16 protein-coding genes are annotated in these 18914 nt (G+C 53.2%); 7 read left to right on the top strand and 9 right to left on the bottom strand.

Annotated elements, in window-relative coordinates:
- Positions 1 to 197: 197 nt before the first annotated feature.
- Positions 198 to 1181 (bottom strand): transcriptional regulator EbgR, encoded by a 984-nt coding sequence (gene ebgR / locus KQJ19_RS01915; protein ID WP_019077746.1) that lies wholly within the window; start codon positions 1179 to 1181, stop codon positions 198 to 200.
- 209 nt (positions 1182 to 1390) lie between these two features.
- Between ebgR and KQJ19_RS01910 the strand changes: the two genes are divergently transcribed.
- On the top strand, positions 1391 to 1723 hold the full coding sequence (locus KQJ19_RS01910) for a tRNA-binding protein (protein ID WP_016157522.1): 333 nt from the start codon (positions 1391 to 1393) through the stop codon (positions 1721 to 1723).
- Between the two features lie 90 nt (positions 1724 to 1813).
- Here the strand turns inward: KQJ19_RS01910 and ygjG are convergent, their stop codons facing one another.
- Positions 1814 to 3193, bottom strand: a complete 1380-nt coding sequence (gene ygjG / locus KQJ19_RS01905; RefSeq protein WP_049259762.1) for a putrescine aminotransferase — start codon at positions 3191 to 3193, stop codon at positions 1814 to 1816.
- 430 nt (positions 3194 to 3623) lie between these two features.
- Here ygjG and KQJ19_RS01900 point away from each other — a divergent pair, with 430 nt between their 5' ends.
- Complete coding sequence (locus KQJ19_RS01900; protein WP_200047060.1) at positions 3624 to 5144, top strand: PAS domain-containing methyl-accepting chemotaxis protein; 1521 nt, start codon at positions 3624 to 3626, stop codon at positions 5142 to 5144.
- A gap of 53 nt (positions 5145 to 5197) precedes the next feature.
- On the opposite strand, the gene KQJ19_RS01895 is transcribed toward KQJ19_RS01900, so the two are convergent.
- On the bottom strand, positions 5198 to 5872 hold the full coding sequence (locus KQJ19_RS01895; protein ID WP_216403282.1) for a PadR family transcriptional regulator: 675 nt from the start codon (positions 5870 to 5872) through the stop codon (positions 5198 to 5200).
- 235 nt (positions 5873 to 6107) lie between these two features.
- Between KQJ19_RS01895 and KQJ19_RS01890 the strand changes: the two genes are divergently transcribed.
- The gene (locus tag KQJ19_RS01890) at positions 6108 to 6881 is read left to right on the top strand and encodes a siderophore-interacting protein (protein WP_216403281.1); all 774 of its coding nucleotides are present in this window, start codon (positions 6108 to 6110) and stop codon (positions 6879 to 6881) included.
- On the opposite strand, the gene KQJ19_RS01885 is transcribed toward KQJ19_RS01890, so the two are convergent.
- On the bottom strand, positions 6882 to 7730 hold the full coding sequence (locus tag KQJ19_RS01885; RefSeq protein WP_016157517.1) for a helix-turn-helix transcriptional regulator: 849 nt from the start codon (positions 7728 to 7730) through the stop codon (positions 6882 to 6884). It lies immediately after the preceding gene.
- Positions 7731 to 7797: 67 nt separating this feature from the next.
- On the opposite strand from KQJ19_RS01885, the gene cfa reads away from it, so the two are divergent.
- Positions 7798 to 8952 carry a cyclopropane fatty acyl phospholipid synthase gene (cfa, locus tag KQJ19_RS01880; RefSeq protein WP_019077741.1) on the top strand — a complete coding sequence of 385 codons (1155 nt, stop codon included), beginning with the start codon at positions 7798 to 7800 and terminating at the stop codon, positions 8950 to 8952.
- Between the two features lie 65 nt (positions 8953 to 9017).
- On the opposite strand, the gene KQJ19_RS01875 is transcribed toward cfa, so the two are convergent.
- Positions 9018 to 10676, bottom strand: a complete 1659-nt coding sequence (locus KQJ19_RS01875) for a glycerone kinase (RefSeq protein WP_216403280.1) — start codon at positions 10674 to 10676, stop codon at positions 9018 to 9020.
- A 561-nt stretch (positions 10677 to 11237) separates the two neighbouring features.
- On the opposite strand from KQJ19_RS01875, the gene KQJ19_RS01870 reads away from it, so the two are divergent.
- Positions 11238 to 12335: a glycerol dehydrogenase gene (locus KQJ19_RS01870; protein ID WP_016154586.1), complete on the top strand. Its 1098-nt coding sequence runs from the start codon at positions 11238 to 11240 to the stop codon at positions 12333 to 12335.
- A 92-nt stretch (positions 12336 to 12427) separates the two neighbouring features.
- Complete coding sequence (gene dhaR / locus KQJ19_RS01865; protein WP_016154585.1) at positions 12428 to 14353, top strand: dihydroxyacetone kinase operon transcriptional regulator DhaR; 1926 nt, start codon at positions 12428 to 12430, stop codon at positions 14351 to 14353.
- Here the strand turns inward: dhaR and KQJ19_RS01860 are convergent.
- From KQJ19_RS01860 to KQJ19_RS01845, 4 genes are read right to left on the bottom strand one after another with little or no spacing between them, the layout of a single operon-like run.
- Positions 14331 to 14861 carry a cob(I)yrinic acid a,c-diamide adenosyltransferase gene (locus tag KQJ19_RS01860; protein WP_049283290.1) on the bottom strand — a complete coding sequence of 177 codons (531 nt, stop codon included), beginning with the start codon at positions 14859 to 14861 and terminating at the stop codon, positions 14331 to 14333. The two genes, dhaR and KQJ19_RS01860, sit on opposite strands and share 23 nt — an antisense overlap.
- Positions 14862 to 15215, bottom strand: a complete 354-nt coding sequence (locus KQJ19_RS01855) for a glycerol dehydratase reactivase beta/small subunit family protein (protein ID WP_049040240.1) — start codon at positions 15213 to 15215, stop codon at positions 14862 to 14864.
- 16 nt (positions 15216 to 15231) lie between these two features.
- Positions 15232 to 16395 (bottom strand): 1,3-propanediol dehydrogenase, encoded by a 1164-nt coding sequence (gene dhaT, locus KQJ19_RS01850; protein ID WP_016157511.1) that lies wholly within the window; start codon positions 16393 to 16395, stop codon positions 15232 to 15234.
- A gap of 22 nt (positions 16396 to 16417) precedes the next feature.
- Positions 16418 to 16846, bottom strand: coding sequence for a heme-binding protein (locus tag KQJ19_RS01845; protein ID WP_003828504.1), 429 nt, complete (start codon positions 16844 to 16846; stop codon positions 16418 to 16420).
- A gap of 391 nt (positions 16847 to 17237) precedes the next feature.
- On the opposite strand from KQJ19_RS01845, the gene KQJ19_RS01840 reads away from it, so the two are divergent.
- Positions 17238 to 18905: a propanediol/glycerol family dehydratase large subunit gene (locus tag KQJ19_RS01840; protein ID WP_016154580.1), complete on the top strand. Its 1668-nt coding sequence runs from the start codon at positions 17238 to 17240 to the stop codon at positions 18903 to 18905.
- The last annotated feature ends 9 nt before the right edge of the window (positions 18906 to 18914 follow it).

Here is an 18914-nt window from a genome sequence, read left to right as displayed (position 1 = left end):
CGGTGGAGAAAAATCGGAACCATTCATTGTAATGGTGAGTAAGTGTAATTGATGGTGATTTTAGTAAAAGTTTTACTAAAATATAGCGAGTGAGGTGATTTACTTTAACTGGATCACGAAAATAATGGGGCGCAGAAAATAATGCATGATAATGCGCGCCCGGCATCAGAAGAAACCGGGCGTGTTTACTGGGGATTTTAGCGGGTGGTGCCGCGCAGTTTCAGTTTGCTGGGAACAAAAACCAGCAGAGGAAGCGCACGCCCATCGCGGGCTTTCTCAAACAGCAGGTTGACGCCCTGACTACCCATCATTTCTGAATGGATGCGAACGGTGGAAAGCGGAGGAAAGGTGAAGCGCGCTGTCGGGATATCATTAACGCTAATCAGCGAAATGTCCTGCGGAATGTTCAGGCCACGCTCGTGAATGGCGCGCAGAACGCCAATAGCAATCGAGTCTGAAGCCACAAACAGGGCACCGGGATAGTCGGCTTTCGCCAGCATTTTTTTGGCCAGTTCATACCCTGATGAACTGGAGAAACCGCCGCGATAGATGTCCTGTTCAGAAACGACCTGCTGCAGACGACCGTATTCGACAAACGCGGCTTCACGGATATCTGCCTTGCCGGGTTCGTCTTCACCGCCGATGAAGCCAATGCGAGTGACGCCCTGGGCGATGAAGTAGTCGATGCTCTCTTTACTGATGCGGGCCAGATCGATATCGACGGCGTCATATTCGCTGCCGGGTTCATGGAAATCGATAAAGCAGATGTTGTCAGTAAGCGCTGTTGCCGCATTACGCAAAGCCGGAGAAGGCTTGCCGACAATAAGAATGCCGGTAATGTTTTTGCTCTCCGGCAGCCCACTGTGCTCATAGCAGTTGGTCAGTTCGATCCCCAGCTTCTCACACTGGGTTTCTATTCCGTGACGGATCGCGAGATAGTAAGGATCGTTGATTTCCAAATCCTGCTGGTAGCTATAGAGCGCCAGAATATGCTGGGGGCCGAGCGCGCTGGTCTGGTTTTTACGAGCACTGCTGGTTTTGTACTCCAGTTTTTCCGCGATCTCCAGAATGCGATGCTTGGTCTCTTCTTTTACATTCAGCGTGGGGTCATCGTTTAAAACCCGGGACACTGTCGCCAGGGACACGCCAGCTTCGATTGCGATGTCTTTAAGTGTTGCCATGTTTGCCTTTTCCCTGAGTTACCTGCGCATTGTAAATGAAGTGCTTATCTATTCATCTGTTTTCAGTAAAAAAAGTACGTTTAATTGACATGCCTGGGGTAAAACTGGGCTTTCAGAGTGTGATGACTACGTCATTTTCCCGCTTTTGAGAACCATGCCAAGAAAATATTTTGCTAGTATTCAGTAAAATTTTACCAAAGGAGAACACAATGGATACCGTCGCATTTGCTGATTTTGCCCGAATGGAAATACGTGTTGGAAAAATCGCACAGGTAAAGCGCCATGACAATGCTGATAAGCTGTATATCGTGCAGGTGGATGTGGGAGAGCGTACGCTGCAAACCGTGACCAGCCTGGTGCCTTATTACAGCGAAGAGGAATTGATGGGGAAAACGGTGGTGGTGCTGTGTAATCTGCAAAAGGCCAAAATGCGCGGGGAAACGTCAGAATGCATGTTGCTGTGCGCTGAGACGGACGATGGCAGCGAAAGCGTGCTGCTGACGCCAGAACGCCTTATGCCTGCGGGTGTGCGGATTGTTTAAGTTGTGCTAATTGCCGGATGGCCGCTACGCTTTTATCCGACCTACATTTGATCCCGTAAGCCTGAGATGCGCAGCGCCATCCGACCTGTATTACACCTGCTCCACGCTCACCCGTAATGCTGCCAGGGCTTTGCGCGTCGATCGCAATACCAGATCGCATTGCTCGATCGTTAACGTTAACGGCGGTTCGATACGGATCGTCTTTGCATTGTTTAGCGTGCCGGCAACCAGTACCCGCTGGCGGAACATCTCACTGGCAAAGTTGTAGCCGATTTCATTATCGACAAACTCAATTGCCATCAGCATGCCTTTACCGCGTACATCATGCACCAGGTCTGGGTACTCCCGCGCAAGCTGGCGGAAACCATCCAGCAACATATCGCCTTTCTGCTCCGCCTGAGCCGGTAAATTTTGCTCCAGCAGGACGTTAATGGTGGCTAACGCAGCCGCACAAGCGAGCGGGTTGCCGCCAAACGTGGTGGTATGCAAGAAGGGATTGTCGAACAGGACGGAAAACACCTCTTCAGTGGCAATAGTTGCGCCAATTGGCATCACGCCGCCGCCCAGCGCCTTGGCCAGACACATAATGTCGGGCTGCACGTTTTCGTGCTCGCAGGCGAACATTTTGCCGGTACGACCCATGCCGGTCTGCACTTCATCAAGGATCATCAGCGCGCCAAACTCATCGCAAAGTTTACGCACGGCGGGCAAATACCCTTGCGGTGGCAGGATCACGCCCCCTTCACCCTGGATAGGTTCGAGGATCACGGCTGCGACGTCGTCACCGGTCTTTTTACACTCGCTGAGCATGGTGCGCATCGCGTTAATATCGCCAAACGGCACATGGCGGAAACCCGGCAGCAGCGGCATAAAGGGTTTGCGGAAGGTTGATTTAGCCGTGGCGGACAGTGCTCCCAGTGATTTGCCGTGGAATGCGCCACTGGTGGCAATGAACGTAAATTTACCGCGCGGCGATTGATACGCTTTCGCCAGCTTCAGAGCGGCTTCAACCGACTCGGTCCCGCTGTTACAGAAAAAACTGTATTTCAGTTTACCTGGCGCCAGCGCGGCGAGGGTTTTTGCCAGCATGGCCCGCAGAGGGTCAAGTAACTCCTGGCTGTGCAGAGGTTGTTTCGCGAGTTGATTCTGTACGGCGGAAACCACGACTGGATTACGGTGCCCCACGTTGAAAATTCCAAATCCACCCAGGCAATCGACGAACTCCTGCCCCTGGGTGTCGACAAGCGTATTCAGGCTTCCCGCTTGCCACTCTACGGCTCCGTAATCCCCGCCTGCAGTTACAGATTTTCGATACTCTAAGAACCCCGGATTGACATGCTCCTTGAAGTATTCAATCACCTCTCGGTTTAAAGATTTCATTTCCTCATGATCAAGCGTGCGCTTTTCGATGAGATTCAGTGCGTGTGCGCTGCAGGCCAGGGCCGATGCGCTGGAAGGTAACCTGTTCAAAATATGCTCCCGGAGCTCGCGTATCACATGATACTGATTTAAGTATTGCAGTGATTGCGCCATTCCGGCGCGCTTAGCAAAAATCGGGATAAACACCAGGAAACATCTCATTCACGCAACATTTAATGCTGACGTTTAACATTTGCTGGCATTTTGCCCAGGTTAAGGCCGTGAAAACAGATCGGAAAAGCACTTTTCTGCTCTAAAAGTGAGCAATATTTGCACTGTGACGGTGCGTTGGTAGACGTGTAGTTGAATAGTTACTGAATGAAAGTATTTTAAATCAATGGATTAGAATGCGTACAGATTTTGAGGTTTAATCGCAAATTGCGATCTAAATCAAATTTAACAACTAAAGATAAAAAAATTATCGCCGAAATAACATAAGCCGAAAGAGTTAACAACCAGATAACCTGCACAGGACGCAATCATGTCTTCTCATCCCTACGTTAGTCAGCAAAATACACCGCTGGATGATGATATCACCCTCATGTCGACCACCGATTTACAAAGCTATATCACCCACGCGAACGATACCTTTGTCCAGGTCAGTGGCTATCAACTGAATGAATTGCTCGATAAGCCGCACAATCTGGTTCGTCATCCGGATATGCCAAAAGCGGCGTTTGCGGATATGTGGTACACCCTGAAACAGGGCGAGCCATGGAGCGGGATTGTGAAAAACCGGCGTAAGAATGGCGATCACTACTGGGTAAGGGCCAATGCGGTGCCGATGGTACGGGAAGGTCGTGTCACCGGATATATGTCGATTCGTACCCGGGCCACGGACGAGGAGATTGCGGCGGTAGAGCCTTTATATAAAGCGCTGAATGAAGGGCGTTGCAACCGACGTATCCATAAAGGACTGGTGGTACGCAAAGGCTGGCTGGGTAAACTCCCGGCGCTGCCGATTCGCTGGCGAGTGCGCAGCGTAATGGCAATTATGTTTATCGTACTGGCGGCCGCATTGCAGCAAATGGGCGGCGAATGGCCGTTACTGCTGATAAGCGCGCTGGTGATGATGCTGGGAACGGCTATTTTCGAATGGCAGATTGTGCGTCCTATTGAGAATGTCGCTCGTCAGGCGCTAAAAGTGGCGACCGGTGAACGAAACAGCGTGTCGCATCTTAACCGCAGTGATGAACTGGGCCTGATGCTGCGAGCGGTCGGGCAACTGGGGCTAATGTGCCGTTGGCTCATCCATGATGTCTCCAGTCAGGTGAGCTGTGTGCGCAGCGATAGCGAAACGCTGGCGAAAGGCAGCGATGATTTAAACAAGCATACGCAGCAGACCGTAGAGAACGTGCAGGAAACGGTGACCACTATGAATCAGATGGCGGCATCGGTGAAGCAAAACTCAGAGACCGCCGCCGCGGCCGACAAGCTCTCCATTGCAGCCAGCAGCGCGGCGACGCACGGCGGCGAGGCGATGGATACCGTCATCAAAACTATGGACGATATCGCCAACAGCACCCAGCGGATCGGCACCATTACCACGTTGATTAACGATATCGCTTTCCAGACTAATATTCTGGCCCTGAACGCCGCTGTTGAAGCCGCACGGGCGGGTGAGCAGGGGAAAGGGTTCGCCGTGGTGGCGGGAGAGGTGCGTCATCTTGCCAGCCGCAGCGCCAGTGCAGCCAATGATATCCGCAAGCTGATTGATGCCAGCGCCGATAAGGTGCAGTCCGGATCTGACCAGGTTCACGCCGCAGGGCGCACGATGGATGATATTGTGGCGCAGGTGCAAAACGTGACGCAGTTGATCGCCCAAATCAGTCACTCAACGCTGGAACAGTCAGATGGTCTTTCGAGCCTGACTCGCGCAGTGAATGAATTAAGCAACATTACGCAGAAAAACGCCGAGCTGGTTGAAGAGAGTGCCCAGATTTCCGCGATGGTGAAACATCGCGCTGGTCGTCTGGAAGATGCAGTCACGGTGCTGCATTAATATTAACGATAAAGGCGGAACGCAGGGTGAACGCGTTCCGCCTGCTCTGTAGATTAATCCAGTTGAGTAATATCCAGCGCAGCGCGATCGATAATACCGATGATTTTTTTGATCTGCGCATCGCTGGTATCACCATGATTGACCCGTAGGTCCAGCACGGCTTTGAAGTTCTCCAGCGCGCGTTTCATCTGCGGATTCTTGCGTAATTCAAAACCCACGCAGCGGGCTTTAATACGTTCGTGGATATGTTCCAGATGCTCACGGTTTTCATCCAGCCACTGCTGGCCCTGGGTTGTGATCGCAATCTGTTTACGCCCGCCTTCCTCGTCGCTGATGGTGATCAGCTCTTGATCCTGCAAGAAATCCAGCGTCGGATAGACGACGCCCGGGCTCGGGGTATAGTTGCCCTGAGTCAGGGTTTCAATCGCTTTAATCAGCTCATAGCCGTGGCTGGCGTCGTGGGTCAGGATATCCAGAATGACCAGGCGTAATTCTCCGTGACCGAAGAAGCGCTGGCGACGACCGCCGCCGCGACCGTGGCGGTGTCCACACCCCTGTTCGTGGTGATGTTCTTTGTTGCAGCCTTCATGGCGATGTTCTTCACCTTTGCAGCAACCTGCATGGTGTTCGTTGTGGCGGCCTTCGTGGTGACGTCCTTCACCCTTGCAGCAGCCTTCGTGTTGGTGCTCTGTATGCTTGCAGCAACCTTCATGATGGTTTTGCATCATCGTCTCCTGATGTGTTTTAGATATATCTAATTTATATCTAAATATTGTTTTGGTGCAAGCCAATAAAATGTTTTTTGTTTAAGTTAATGATTTTTATCTGTTTTAAAGGGGTTGCGTTAGCCGGTTAATCAGAAGGCGACTATATCAAAAAAGTGCTTGCAATCTTTCTGATTAGCAATCATTATCATTTAAAAATTAAATTAGATATATCGTATTATCTTCCGAAGGCGAAAAAATGACAAAAAACACCTCACGCTACCCGCAGCGCGTTCGCAATGAACTGCGTTTTCGGGAACTTACCGTCCTGCGCGTCGAACGTATTAGCGCAGGCTTTCAGCGCATTGTACTGGGCGGTGACGCTCTGGACGGTTTTAGCTCACACGGCTTTGATGACCATACCAAGGTCTTTTTCCCTGAACCGGGCAGCCACTTTGTGCCGCCGATTGTCACCGATGAAGGTATTGTCTGGGCTGACGGCGTGCGTCCGATATCCCGTGATTACACGCCGTTGTATGACGAAGCGCGCCATGAGCTGGCACTGGATTTCTATATTCATGACGGTGGCGTGGCAAGTACGTGGGCGATGAATGCCCGCGAGGGTGACAAGCTGACGGTAGGCGGACCGCGCGGTTCTTTGGTGGTGCCAGAGGACTATGCGTATCAGGTTTACGTGTGTGATGAATCGGGAATGCCTGCGCTGCGCCGACGCCTGGAGTCGCTCAGCCGTTTAGCGGTACGTCCGAACGTCACGGCGCTGGTAAGCGTGCAGGATGCCGCGTACCAGGACTATTTTGCCCATCTCGACGGATTTACTATTCAGTGGTTTATCGGCCATGACGAGCAGGCGGTGAATGAACACTTATCGCAGCTAAGCGTACCTGCAGATGATTACTACATCTGGATTACCGGCGAAGGTAAGGTGGTCAAAAACCTGAGTGCTCGCTTTGAAAGCGAGGCGTTCGATCAGCAACTTGTTCGCGCAGCGGCTTACTGGCATCAGCGTCGTTAATCAGTAATTAGATGGCGGAACGCCAAACGCCTGGCGGAATGCGTAGCTAAATGCCGCGGTGCTTGAATACCCTACGTCGAGCGCCACGGCGGTCACGCTTTTATTTTTCTTCAGCATTAATACGGATTCCAGAATACGCATTTTTTGCTTCCAGACGCTGAAAGGCAATCCGGTTTCTTTTTTGAAATGGCGTGAAAAGGTACGGGCAGACATACCCAGATGCTGCGCCCAGTATTCAACCGAATGCTCCAGCGCCGGGGATTCTTGTATTGTTCGGCAAACTTTGGTTAATTCGCGATCCTGCGGCCAGGGTAATACAAAAGCGACTTCCGGAAGCTGCAGAATAATGTCGACCAGGACGCTAACCAGCTTGCCCTCTTTTGACTGGCTATCATAATGGCCCGAAATTAAATTCGTGGCGTAATGAATAAACTCTCTGGCGAAATCACTGATAGCCACCACTTTACATTCATTGATGCTCTCTTCAAGAAAGCTCGGTTTAATATCCAGATTCTCTAAATACACATCATCCAATGCCCAAACCGCATGCTCCGTATGATTCGGGATCCAGATGCCATAATGCGCCGGGATTATCCAGCACTTGCCTGCAACATCAATACGCATACTGCCTTTGCGGGCGAAATGAAACTGCATAAAAGAGTGTGAATGCTGTGGAACATGATGATTGGCTTCCAGGACATACGAGCGAAAGTAAACATCCTGCGGCAGTTCCGTCATGGAGTTATCCGGGAAGGAGTTCCACTGTTTTTGCACGAGAGTTTCCATAAATAGATCGTCAATGCTCCCGATGGTGTGTCCGCTGCTCGATAGATCTTGTCCGCGGATCATAATACATACACTCTTTTTTCCATAATAATCTTGCGTAAGAATTTTTAGCCCACCTTTGGTAAATACCATGAACTCGCTTTGTTCAGATGCTGTCATCGTCAATGAAACAAATGATAACTGGACCCGAATGGGAAAAGAGCTGCTTTCGCAAGCGGATATCAGGATTAATGGCTCCCGTGCCTGGGACATTCAACTTCATCATGCCGGTTTCTTTAAACGGGTACTGCAACAAGGCTCGTTAGGGCTTGGCGAAAGCTATATGGAAGGCTGGTGGGACTGCGAGCGGCTCGATATTCTGTTCTGCAAAATCCTGAAAGCAAAACTTGACCAGCAGATGCCGGGTAACCTGAAAGATATTTTACGTATTGCCAGCGCACGCCTGTTTAATTTGCAGTCGCGGAGCCGCGCGTGGATTGTCGGCAAAGAACATTATGATATTGGTAACGATCTCTTTGCGCTGATGCTTGATCCGCATATGCAATATTCCTGCGCTTACTGGAAAGATGCGACCACATTAGACGATGCGCAAAATGCTAAATTAAAAATGATCTGTGAGAAGCTACAACTTAAACCGGGTATGCGTTTACTCGATATTGGTTGTGGCTGGGGTGGACTGGCGGAATATGCGGCGCGTCATTATGGCGTGGCGGTGGAAGGCGTCACCATTTCCAAAGAGCAGCAAAAAATGGCGCAGCAGCGCTGTGAAGGACTGGACGTTAAGATTCTGCTGCAGGATTATCGCGACCTCGATAAACACTACGATCGCATTGTCTCCGTGGGGATGTTTGAACACGTCGGGCCAAAAAACTACGACACCTATTTCAGCATCGCCGACCGTTGTTTAAAACCGGACGGACTGTTCCTGCTACACACCATTGGTAGCAATAAAAAAGGGATGAGCGTCGATCCGTGGATCAATAAATACATTTTCCCGAACGGCTGCTTACCGGCGATCTCCCATATTGCCGAAGCCAGCGAATCACGGTTTGTGATGGAAGACTGGCATAACTTTGGCAGCGATTACGATAAAACGCTGATGGCGTGGCACGAGCGCTTTAATCAAGCGTGGCCGGAGCTGTCATCACGTTATTCCGCCACCTTCAGAAGAATGTTTAACTACTATTTATGCGCCTGCGCCGGGGCTTTCCGCGCCAGAGATATTGAACTTTGGCAGGTGCTGTTTAGTCGCGGCGTAGAGGGCGGGATCCGCGTGTATCGTTAACGTTCTGCCTGATAAGCGAAGCGCCATCAGGCAGTAAATACCTGAGAAGCGCTCCTTGTTACATCTTAGCCCAGCTCACTCTCCGCCAGCGCTTTAAACACCATCGCTACGGCGTGCGCGCCGGGGTCCATATTTCCGAGCAGGCTTTCGCTGCTCAGATACGATGCGCGACCCGCATTGGCTTTGCTCGACAAACAGGTTCGTTCGGCTCCCGCTTGCGCGGCGTCGAATGCGGCCTGCAGATTTTTCGGCTGTGCGAGCAGCGAGGTCAGGGCCGGTTGCAGCGCATCAATCATCGTGCGATCGCCTTCGTCTGCGCCGCCGTAGAACTTCATCTGCGCCAGCCCCGTATTTAGCGCTTCGACAACGTTAGCGCCCTGTTCCAGTTTCTGCCCGGCGGCGGTAAAGAAGATTGACATCAGCACACCGCTGGAACCGCCCATCACCACGGTCAGACGTTCGCCAATCAGCGCGAACAGCGTGGCAAGGTTATCCAGCGGCAGTTGCTGGCGATGCAGCAGGCTGGCAATTTCACGCGCGCCGGCGGCAAAGGTCGAACCGGTATCGCCATCGCCGACTTTGGCGTCCAGCGCATTCAGATGAGTCTCCAGATCGGAAAGGGTTGCGGTGACCAGCTCCACAATCCCGGCCACCAGGACGTTTGCCGAAGGCTGGAATTCCACGCGGGCGCTACGCTGAGATGACGCTACGCGGCTGATTTCACGCGGTGGGACCGGCGTCGGCCAGTTGCTGGTTTCCACTTCGGTGAGCAGTGCTTTTTCGATGCTCTCTTCCAGCACGATGGCCGTCAGTGAGAAGCCTTTCATATCCAGCGCAGTGACCAGCGAGGCCGGGCCAATTAGCCAGTCGATACGCGAGTGCAGCGGGCTGCTGGCGAGTTCGCGGGTGATGATGGCCATTTCGGCCACGGAAACGCCGCCAAGATTATTAATCATCACCGCCAGACGACCGGTTTCAGGCAGGGCGGCCAGCAGTTTATCCACCATCAGGTTTACCACTTGCGCACTGTTTTGGGTGTCGATAACCGATGCGCCTGGTTCGCCGTGAATTCCCATACCCAGCTCCGCATGACCCGGATGATGACGAGGGGCTGCGTCGGTTTCTTGCGGCAGATGACAGCTGGAAAGAGCTACGCCCAGGCTAAAGGTGTTGCTGGCTGCGTACTGCGCTTCACGCAGGACGGTGGCGAGGTTATAGCCGCGTTCGGCAAAATAGCCTGCGATTTTATGCACCAGGATAGTTCCCGCAATGCCACGTGGGTGTTTGTTATCCGGCAGGGAGATGTCGTCGCCGACAATCAGCATTTCAACGTTATAGCCAAGGCGACGCGCCTTCTCGGCGGCGAGACCGAAATTAAGACGGTCACCGGTGTAGTTTTTCACAATCAACAAACAGCCAGCCTCACCGGTCACCGCCTGAATGGCGGTCAGTACTGCATCCACGCTCGGGGAGGCGAAAACATCGCCGCAGACCGCAGCGGTTAGCATGCCTTTACCGATAAACCCAACGTGCGCGGGTTCGTGTCCCGAACCGCCGCCGGAAATGACCGCTACGTTATTTTTATTAAGGTCACGACGGACCACGATGCGAATGGCCGGATCGCTTTCCAGACGCGCCAGGTTATTCCATGGGCTGGCGATAATCGCCCCGTCGATGACGTCGCTCACGAGATGGGTGCGTTGATTAAAAAAGAATTGAGACATAACGGCTCCTCGAGGTTGAGTGAAAGACAAACCCCCGAATGTAGGATCATGGTGCGGAGGCAATGAAGAGATTCTGGCGAAGTCAGCGTGGAAAAAAACAACGCTAAAATGAGTTTCATTACGGAACGTTGATGCTGTTTTTTGTTCCGAAATGAAACTTAAAAAAGCGGGGAATGATCATAATGCGAGCTCGCTCGACTTTTTTCTCCTGCGATCAGCGCCGCTCATACGGCGCAGCCAGCCTTTTTTTGCCGGTTTTAATACAACTGCATGAGTAAAAGAGGAACTGAGCTTCGTGTTTGCCGGAGATTTGGGGGTAAATGTACGGATCGGGATCGCAAACCTTATCATTTTTGTGGATAAGCGTTCCAGAATGGAACGTACGTCGTTTTTATCTGTTTCATATCAGAACAAAATGACGAAAGATTTTTTTGTTCACGCCTCGCCATACAGTTATTGCATCGCTCCGGTACCTCCTGTTTTTGCCGACAGCAACAGGCCAAACAGGTTAACGCCAGGGCTCACCATGTAAAAACATGTACTTATTTGAGGATGAAAGGAATGCTAAAAGTTATTCAATCTCCAGCCAAATATCTCCAGGGCCCTGACGCTTCCACCTTATTTGGTCAATACGCTAAAAATCTGGCGGACAGCTTTTTCGTGATTGCGGATGACTTCGTGATGAAGCTGGCGGGAGAGAAGGTACTCAATGGCCTGCACAGCCACGACATTAGCTGCCACGCGGAACGCTTCAACGGTGAATGCAGCCATATTGAAATTAATCGCCTGATTGCCATTCTGAAACAGCACGGTTGCCGCGGCGTGGTTGGGATTGGCGGCGGGAAAACGTTGGATACCGCCAAAGCGATTGGTTACTACCAGAAGCTACCGGTGGTGGTGATCCCGACTATCGCCTCTACCGATGCGCCAACCAGCGCGCTGTCCGTTATCTATACCGAAGCCGGTGAGTTTGAAGAGTATCTGATCTACCCGAAAAACCCGGATATGGTGGTGATGGACACCGCAATCATTGCCAAAGCGCCGGTACGCCTGCTGGTGGCCGGGATGGGCGATGCGCTCTCAACCTGGTTTGAAGCGAAAGCCTGTTATGACGCCAGAGCGACCAGCATGGCGGGCGGACAGTCCACCGTAGCGGCGCTGAGCCTGGCGCGCCTGTGCTATGATACCCTGCTGGCGGAAGGCGAAAAGGCACGCTTTGCCGCGCAGGCTGGCGTGGTGACTGATGCGCTGGAGCGTATTGTCGAAGCGAACACTTACCTCAGCGGCATCGGCTTTGAAAGCAGCGGTCTTGCAGGGGCGCATGCTATCCACAACGGTTTTACGATTCTGGAAGAGTGTCACCATTTGTACCACGGTGAAAAAGTCGCCTTTGGTACGCTGGCGCAGCTGGTGCTGCAAAACAGCCCGATGGAAGAGATCGAAACCGTGCTGAATTTCTGTCAGAAAGTAGGCCTGCCGGTAACGTTAGCGGAAATGGGCGTGAAAGACGACATTGACGGCAAGATCATGGCCGTGGCTAAAGCGACCTGCGCAGAAGGTGAAACTATCCACAATATGCCGTTCCCGGTGACGCCTGAAAGCGTACATGCCGCGATACTGACGGCAGACCTGCTGGGACAGCAGTGGCTGGCGCGTTAATCAGTCGTCGGTAAGTTTTTATCCGGCATCTTCTCCCCCCTCTGACAGTCTCTGCCGGAGGGGTTGTCTATGGTAAAACAGCGGAAAGGGATATGACGACGCACACTCAGGACATTGGGAAGGAAGTCTCTTCGGTCATTGCCCAGTCATGGCATCGTTGCAGCAAGTTTATGCAGCGGGAAACCTGGCAGGCGCCGCATCAGGCGCAGGGCCTGACCTTTGAGTCGATCTGTCGTCGCAAAACGGCGCTGCTGACGATTGCTCAGGCCGCGCTGGAAGATGCCTGGGAGTTTATGGACGGCCGTCCGTGCGCGCTGTTAATTCTGGATGAATCGGCCTGTATTCTCAGCCGTTGCGGCGATCCGCAGACGGTGGAGCAACTGGCGGAGCTCGGTTTTCGCGACGGCAGTTACTGTGCGGAAAGCATTATTGGCAGCTGCGCGTTGTCGCTGGCGACGATGCCGGGGCAACCGACAAAAACCTCTGGCGATCAGCACTTTAAACAGGCGTTGCATCCGTGGTCGTTCTGCTCTACGCCAGTATTCGATAACCATGGTCGACTGTTTGGCTCCATCTCGCTGTGCTGTCTGGTAGAGCATGAGTGCGTTTCTGATTTATCCCTGACGCTGGCGATTGCCAGAGAAGTCGGCAACTCATTGCTGACTGACAGCCTGCTGGCTGAATCCAACCGCCATCTGAACCAGATGTACGGGCTGCTGGAGAGTATGGATGATGGCGTGATGGCCTGGAACGAACAGGGCGTATTGCAGTTCCTCAATGCGCGCGCGGCTCTGCTTTTGCATCTCGACGCGCAGGCCAGCCAGGGGAAGAATATTAACGACCTGCTCAATCTCCCCATGCTGCTGCGTCGGGCGATCAAACATGCCCGCGGCCTGAATCATGTCGAAGTCACCTTTGAAAGCCAGCACCAGTTTGTTGATGCCGTCATCACCCTGAAACCGATTGTTGAAGAGCAGGGCAACAGCTTTATCCTGCTGCTGCATCCGGTGGAGCAAATGCGTCAACTGATGACCAGCCAGCTCGGCAAGGTGAGCCATACCTTTGAGCAGATGTCGACAGACGATCCAGAAACCCGACGTTTGATCCACTTTGGTCGTCAGGCGGCGAGGGGAAGTTTCCCGATCCTGCTGTGCGGGGAAGAGGGCGTCGGTAAAGAGCTACTGAGTCAGGCCATTCACAATGAAAGCGAACGCGCCAGCGGGCCGTATATCGCCGTGAACTGCCAGCTGTATGCCAACAGCGTACTGGGGCAGGATTTTATGGGCAGTGCGCCTACTGATGATGAAAACGGTCGGCTGAGCCGTCTTGAACTGGCGAACGGCGGCACGCTGTTTCTGGAAAAAATTGAATATCTGGCGCCGGAGTTACAATCCGCGTTGCTGCAGGTGATTAAGCAGGGCGTTTTAACCCGCCTGGATGCCCGGCGGCTGATTCCGGTGGATGTCAAAGTGATCGCTACCACCACGGTTGATCTCGCGAATCTGGTGGAGCAAAACCGCTTTAGCCGTCAGTTGTATTACGCGCTGCACTCTTTTGAGATCGTTATCCCGCCGCTGCGGGCGCGGCGTAACAGTATTCCATCGCTGATTTATACGCGGTTGAATAGCCTGAAAAAACGCTTTTCATCCAGCCTGAAGATCGACGACGACGCATTGGCACAGCTGGTGGCCTATTCGTGGCCGGGTAATGATTTTGAGCTGAACAGCATTATTGAAAACATCGCCATCAGCAGTGATAACGGCCATATTCGGCTGAGCAATCTGCCGGATTATCTGTTTGCCGAACGCCCTGGTCTGGAGACGGCGTCTTCACTGCTGCCCGCCAGCCTGACCTTTACCGCCATCGAGAAAGAGGCGATTATCCATGCCGCCCGCGTGACCAGTGGGCGTGTTCAGGAGATGTCGCAACTGCTGAATATTGGTCGCACCACCCTGTGGCGTAAGATGAAGCAGTACGACATCGATGCCAGCCAGTTTAAGCGCAAACATCTGGAGTAGTTTCTTCGATTCTGGCCATCGAGAACAGCGCATCCGACAGCCGGTTGATATAACGCCTGGCCTCATCGCGTAACGTCAGCGTTCTGCCCATCGCGATGAGGATCCGCTCCAGCCGACGCGTCAGGGTTCGCGCAACGTGCAGCTGTGCCGATGCCAGATTTTTCCCCGGAATAACAAACTCTTTGAGCGGGCCGCTTTGCGCCATATTGCGGTCAATAAGCTGCTCCAGCGCCTGAATATCCTCTTCGCCAATACGCTGTTTTAAGCGTGTGAGTCCTTTCTGATCGCTGGCGAGTTCCGCCCCCAGTACGAACAGCATCTTCTGCATAGCGTGCAATTCCTGGCGTAGCTCGGCCTGGCGCGTGCTGGCATAGCAGACGCCAAGCTGGGAAATCAGTTCATCCACCGTGCCGTAGGCCTCAACGCGGATGTCGTCTTTATTGATACGGCTGCCGCCAAACAGCGCGGTCGTGCCGTTATCGCCGGTTCGGGTATAGATGCGGTACATTTATTTTATCTCGCTGAAGGGAAGAACTTTAACCAGTTGACCGGCATTGGCGCCGAGCGTGCGGATCTGTGCTGTCCCGGCGCGGGTATGCCCGCAGACCAGCGCCCGATCCTCGGGCAACTGGGCATGGGTTAAGGCAATATCACCGGTGGCGTTGAGACCGAGACCCACGCGCAGCGTCGAACTTTTGGCCGCCAGTTTGCCGAGCGCCAGCGCGCAGTCATGATCGTCGCAACAGATTGCCCGGCAGGGAACGCCTTGCTCTTCCAGCCCCCAACACAGCTCATCAAGCACGCGAGTACCCTGCCAGCGTGAGTGATAAAACAGGTGTACGCCCGGTGATGAAAGTGACATTGCGCCCCCTGCGTTATCAGAACGCCTGACGGAAGATCTCGGCAATTTCTTTCTCGTTCCCTTTGCGCGGGTTGGAGAAGGCGTTGCCGTCCTTCAGCGCCATTTCCGCCATATACGGGAAATCGGCTTCTTTGACGCCCAGATCGCGCAGATGCTGCGGAATACCGATGTCGGCGGAGAGGCGGGCAATAGCATGAATGGCCAGCTCGGCGGCATCCATGGTGGAGAGTCCGTCCGTGTTTTCGCCCATAAACTCTGCGATGTCGGCAAATTTTTCCGGGTTAGCGATCAGGTTATAGCGTGCTACGTGCGGCAGCAGTACGGCATTCGCCACGCCGTGCGGCATGTCGTAAAGACCGCCAAGCTGATGCGCCATCGCGTGAACGTAGCCGAGGTTGGCGTTGTTGAAGGCCATACCCGCCAGCAGGGAGGCGTAGGCCATGTTCTCGCGAGCTTTCAGGTTGCTGCCCAGCGCCACGGCCTGGCGCAAGTTACGGGCGATCAGGCGGATCGCCTGGATAGCGGCAGCGTCGGTGACCGGGTTGGCATCTTTGGAAATGTAGGCTTCCACGGCGTGGGTCAGGGCGTCCATCCCGGTGGCCGCAGTCAGTGGGGCTGGCTTGCCGAGCATCAGCAGCGGATCGTTAATAGAGACCGACGGCAGGTTGCGCCAGCTGACAATCACAAACTTCACTTTGGTTTTGGTATTGGTCAGCACGCAGTGGCGGGTGACTTCGCTGGCGGTACCGGCGGTGGTATTCACCGCAACGATCGGCGGCAGCGGGTTGGTCAGGGTTTCAATCCCGGCATAGCTGTAGAGATCCCCTTCGTGAGTCGCCGCGATACCGATGCCTTTACCGCAATCATGCGGGCTACCGCCGCCAACGGTAACGATGATGTCGCAATGCTCTTTCCGAAAGACCTCCAGGCCGTCGCGCACGTTGGTGTCTTTGGGGTTTGGCTCAACGCCGTCAAAAACCACGACGTCAATACCGGCTTCACGCAGATGCGTGAGGGTTTTATCTACCGCGCCGTCTTTAATTGCCCGCAGACCTTTATCAGTGACCAGCAGCGCTTTTTTACCGCCCAACAGTTTACAGCGTTCGCCGACCACGGAAATAGCATTGGGGCCAAAGAAGTTCACATTTGGCACCAGGTAATCAAACATACGATAGCTCATAATATACCTTCTTAGATTTAAATTATAATTCAGAGAAACAATTCAATGCGGTTTCTGCTAATAATCTGTCTTGTTCGACGGTACCGCCACTTACGCCAACGGCACCGATTAATTTGCCGTTTAATATGACAGGTAAACCGCCGCCAAAAATAACAATTCGTTGTTGATTGGTGAGCTGCAAGCCATATAGAGAGGCACCTGGTTGTACCGCATCGGTAATTTCATGGGTACCCTGTCGCAGGCAGCAGGCGGTATAAGCTTTATTAAGAGAGATATCACAGCTGGTGACAAACGCGTCGTCCATACGTTGCATTAGCAGCGTGTTCCCGCCGTGATCCACCACGGAAAACACCACCGGAACGTTGATTTCAAGCGCTTTAGCCTCGACGGCCTGCGCCATTTTCTTTGCAGCCGCCAGCGTAATAGTGGCGATTTGTTGGCTCTTATTCACAGTCTCTCCTGAAAAGGTTGTAGGGCTGAGGTCACGAAAATATCGCGCAACAGCTATTTTTATCATTGGCTTTATCTTATTTTCTCGCCCCGCGTTATTAAGTCAATAGGGTGGGAATTTCAAAAATATTACCTTCAGTTTCCTGTTGCGGCGTTTATTGATAATGATCATTTAACCTCGTCACAATTCGCGGTGAATATTCCTGAGCCGCGTTTCAATATGAAACGATGGTTTTTTATTACGTGCCAAATTGGAACGAAATTAATTTTATTTTTTTATTGTCCTGCTCATTTAGAGTTCGGCTATTGCTGATGAAAGGCGAATGCCGGGTGTTGTGTCCCCGGCAATACGGCCCGGCGTCCCTATTTTTTATCTTTTGAGTCCATAAACTATGAGAAGATCAAAACGATTCGAAGTGCTTGCCCAGCGGCCTGTAAATCAGGATGGGCTAATTGGCGAATGGCCTGAAGAGGGGCTGATCGCAATGGAAAGCCCTTACGATCCGGCTTCGTCGGTGAAGGTGGAAAATGGTCGTATTGTTGAGCTGGACGGCAAGAGCCGCGCCGAGTTCGACATGATTGACCGGTTCATTGCCGATTACGCGATTAACGTGCCCGAGGCCGAGCGCGCCATGCAGCTCGACGCGCTGGAGATCGCCAGAATGCTGGTGGATATCCACGTCAGTCGGGAAGAGATCATTGCCATTACGACTGCCATCACCCCGGCGAAAGCGGTGGAGGTGATGGCGCAAATGAACGTGGTGGAGATGATGATGGCACTGCAAAAAATGCGCGCCAGACGCACCCCCTCCAATCAGTGCCACGTGACCAACCTGAAAGATAACCCGGTACAGATTGCTGCCGACGCTGCTGAAGCGGGGATCCGTGGCTTTTCCGAACAGGAAACAACGGTCGGGATCGCCCGCTATGCGCCGTTTAACGCCCTGGCGCTGCTGGTGGGGTCCCAATGCGGTCGCCCCGGCGTGCTGACGCAATGCTCCGTTGAAGAGGCCACGGAGCTGGAGCTGGGAATGCGCGGGCTAACCAGCTACGCCGAAACGGTGTCGGTATATGGCACGGAATCGGTGTTTACCGATGGCGATGATACGCCGTGGTCAAAAGCGTTTCTTGCCTCGGCGTATGCTTCTCGTGGCCTGAAGATGCGCTACACCTCCGGCACCGGCTCGGAAGCGCTGATGGGCTATTCCGAAAGTAAATCGATGCTTTATCTGGAGTCGCGTTGCATTTTTATCACCAAAGGCGCGGGCGTGCAGGGGTTACAAAACGGTGCGGTCAGCTGTATCGGCATGACCGGCGCTGTGCCGTCGGGGATTCGCGCGGTGCTGGCGGAAAACCTGATTGCCTCGATGCTCGACCTTGAAGTGGCCTCCGCCAATGACCAGACCTTTTCCCACTCCGATATTCGTCGTACTGCTCGCACCCTGATGCAGATGCTGCCGGGCACCGACTTTATCTTCTCCGGCTATAGCGCGGTACCGAACTACGACAACATGTTTGCCGGGTCGAACTTCGACGCTGAAGACTTCGATGATTACAACATTCTGCAACGCGATCTGATGGTTGATGGGGGCCTGCGTCCGGTCACGGAAGAGGAGACAATCGCCATCCGCAATAAGGCCGCGCGCGCCATTCAGGCGGTGTTCCGCGAACTGGGCCTGCCGCTGATTAGCGATGAAGAGGTGGAAGCCGCCACTTACGCTCACGGCAGCAAAGATATGCCCGCGCGCAATGTGGTGGAAGATTTGGCTGCCGTGGAAGAGATGATGAAACGCAATATCACCGGGCTGGATATCGTCGGCGCGTTGAGTTCCAGCGGCTTCGAAGACATCGCCAGCAATATCCTCAACATGCTGAGGCAGCGTGTTACTGGTGATTACCTGCAAACGTCGGCCATTCTGGATCGTCAGTTCGACGTCGTCAGCGCCGTTAATGACATCAACGACTATCAGGGACCCGGCACCGGCTATCGCATCTCTGCTGAACGTTGGGCTGAAATTAAAAATATTGCGGGCGTGGTTCAGCCCGGCTCGATCGAATAAGGCGGTACA

Source organism: Citrobacter sp. S46_ASV_140 (assembly GCF_018919545.1).
Taxonomy (GTDB): Bacteria; Pseudomonadota; Gammaproteobacteria; order Enterobacterales; family Enterobacteriaceae; genus Citrobacter; species Citrobacter braakii.
This window is presented reverse-complemented; position numbering and strand designations above follow the sequence as displayed.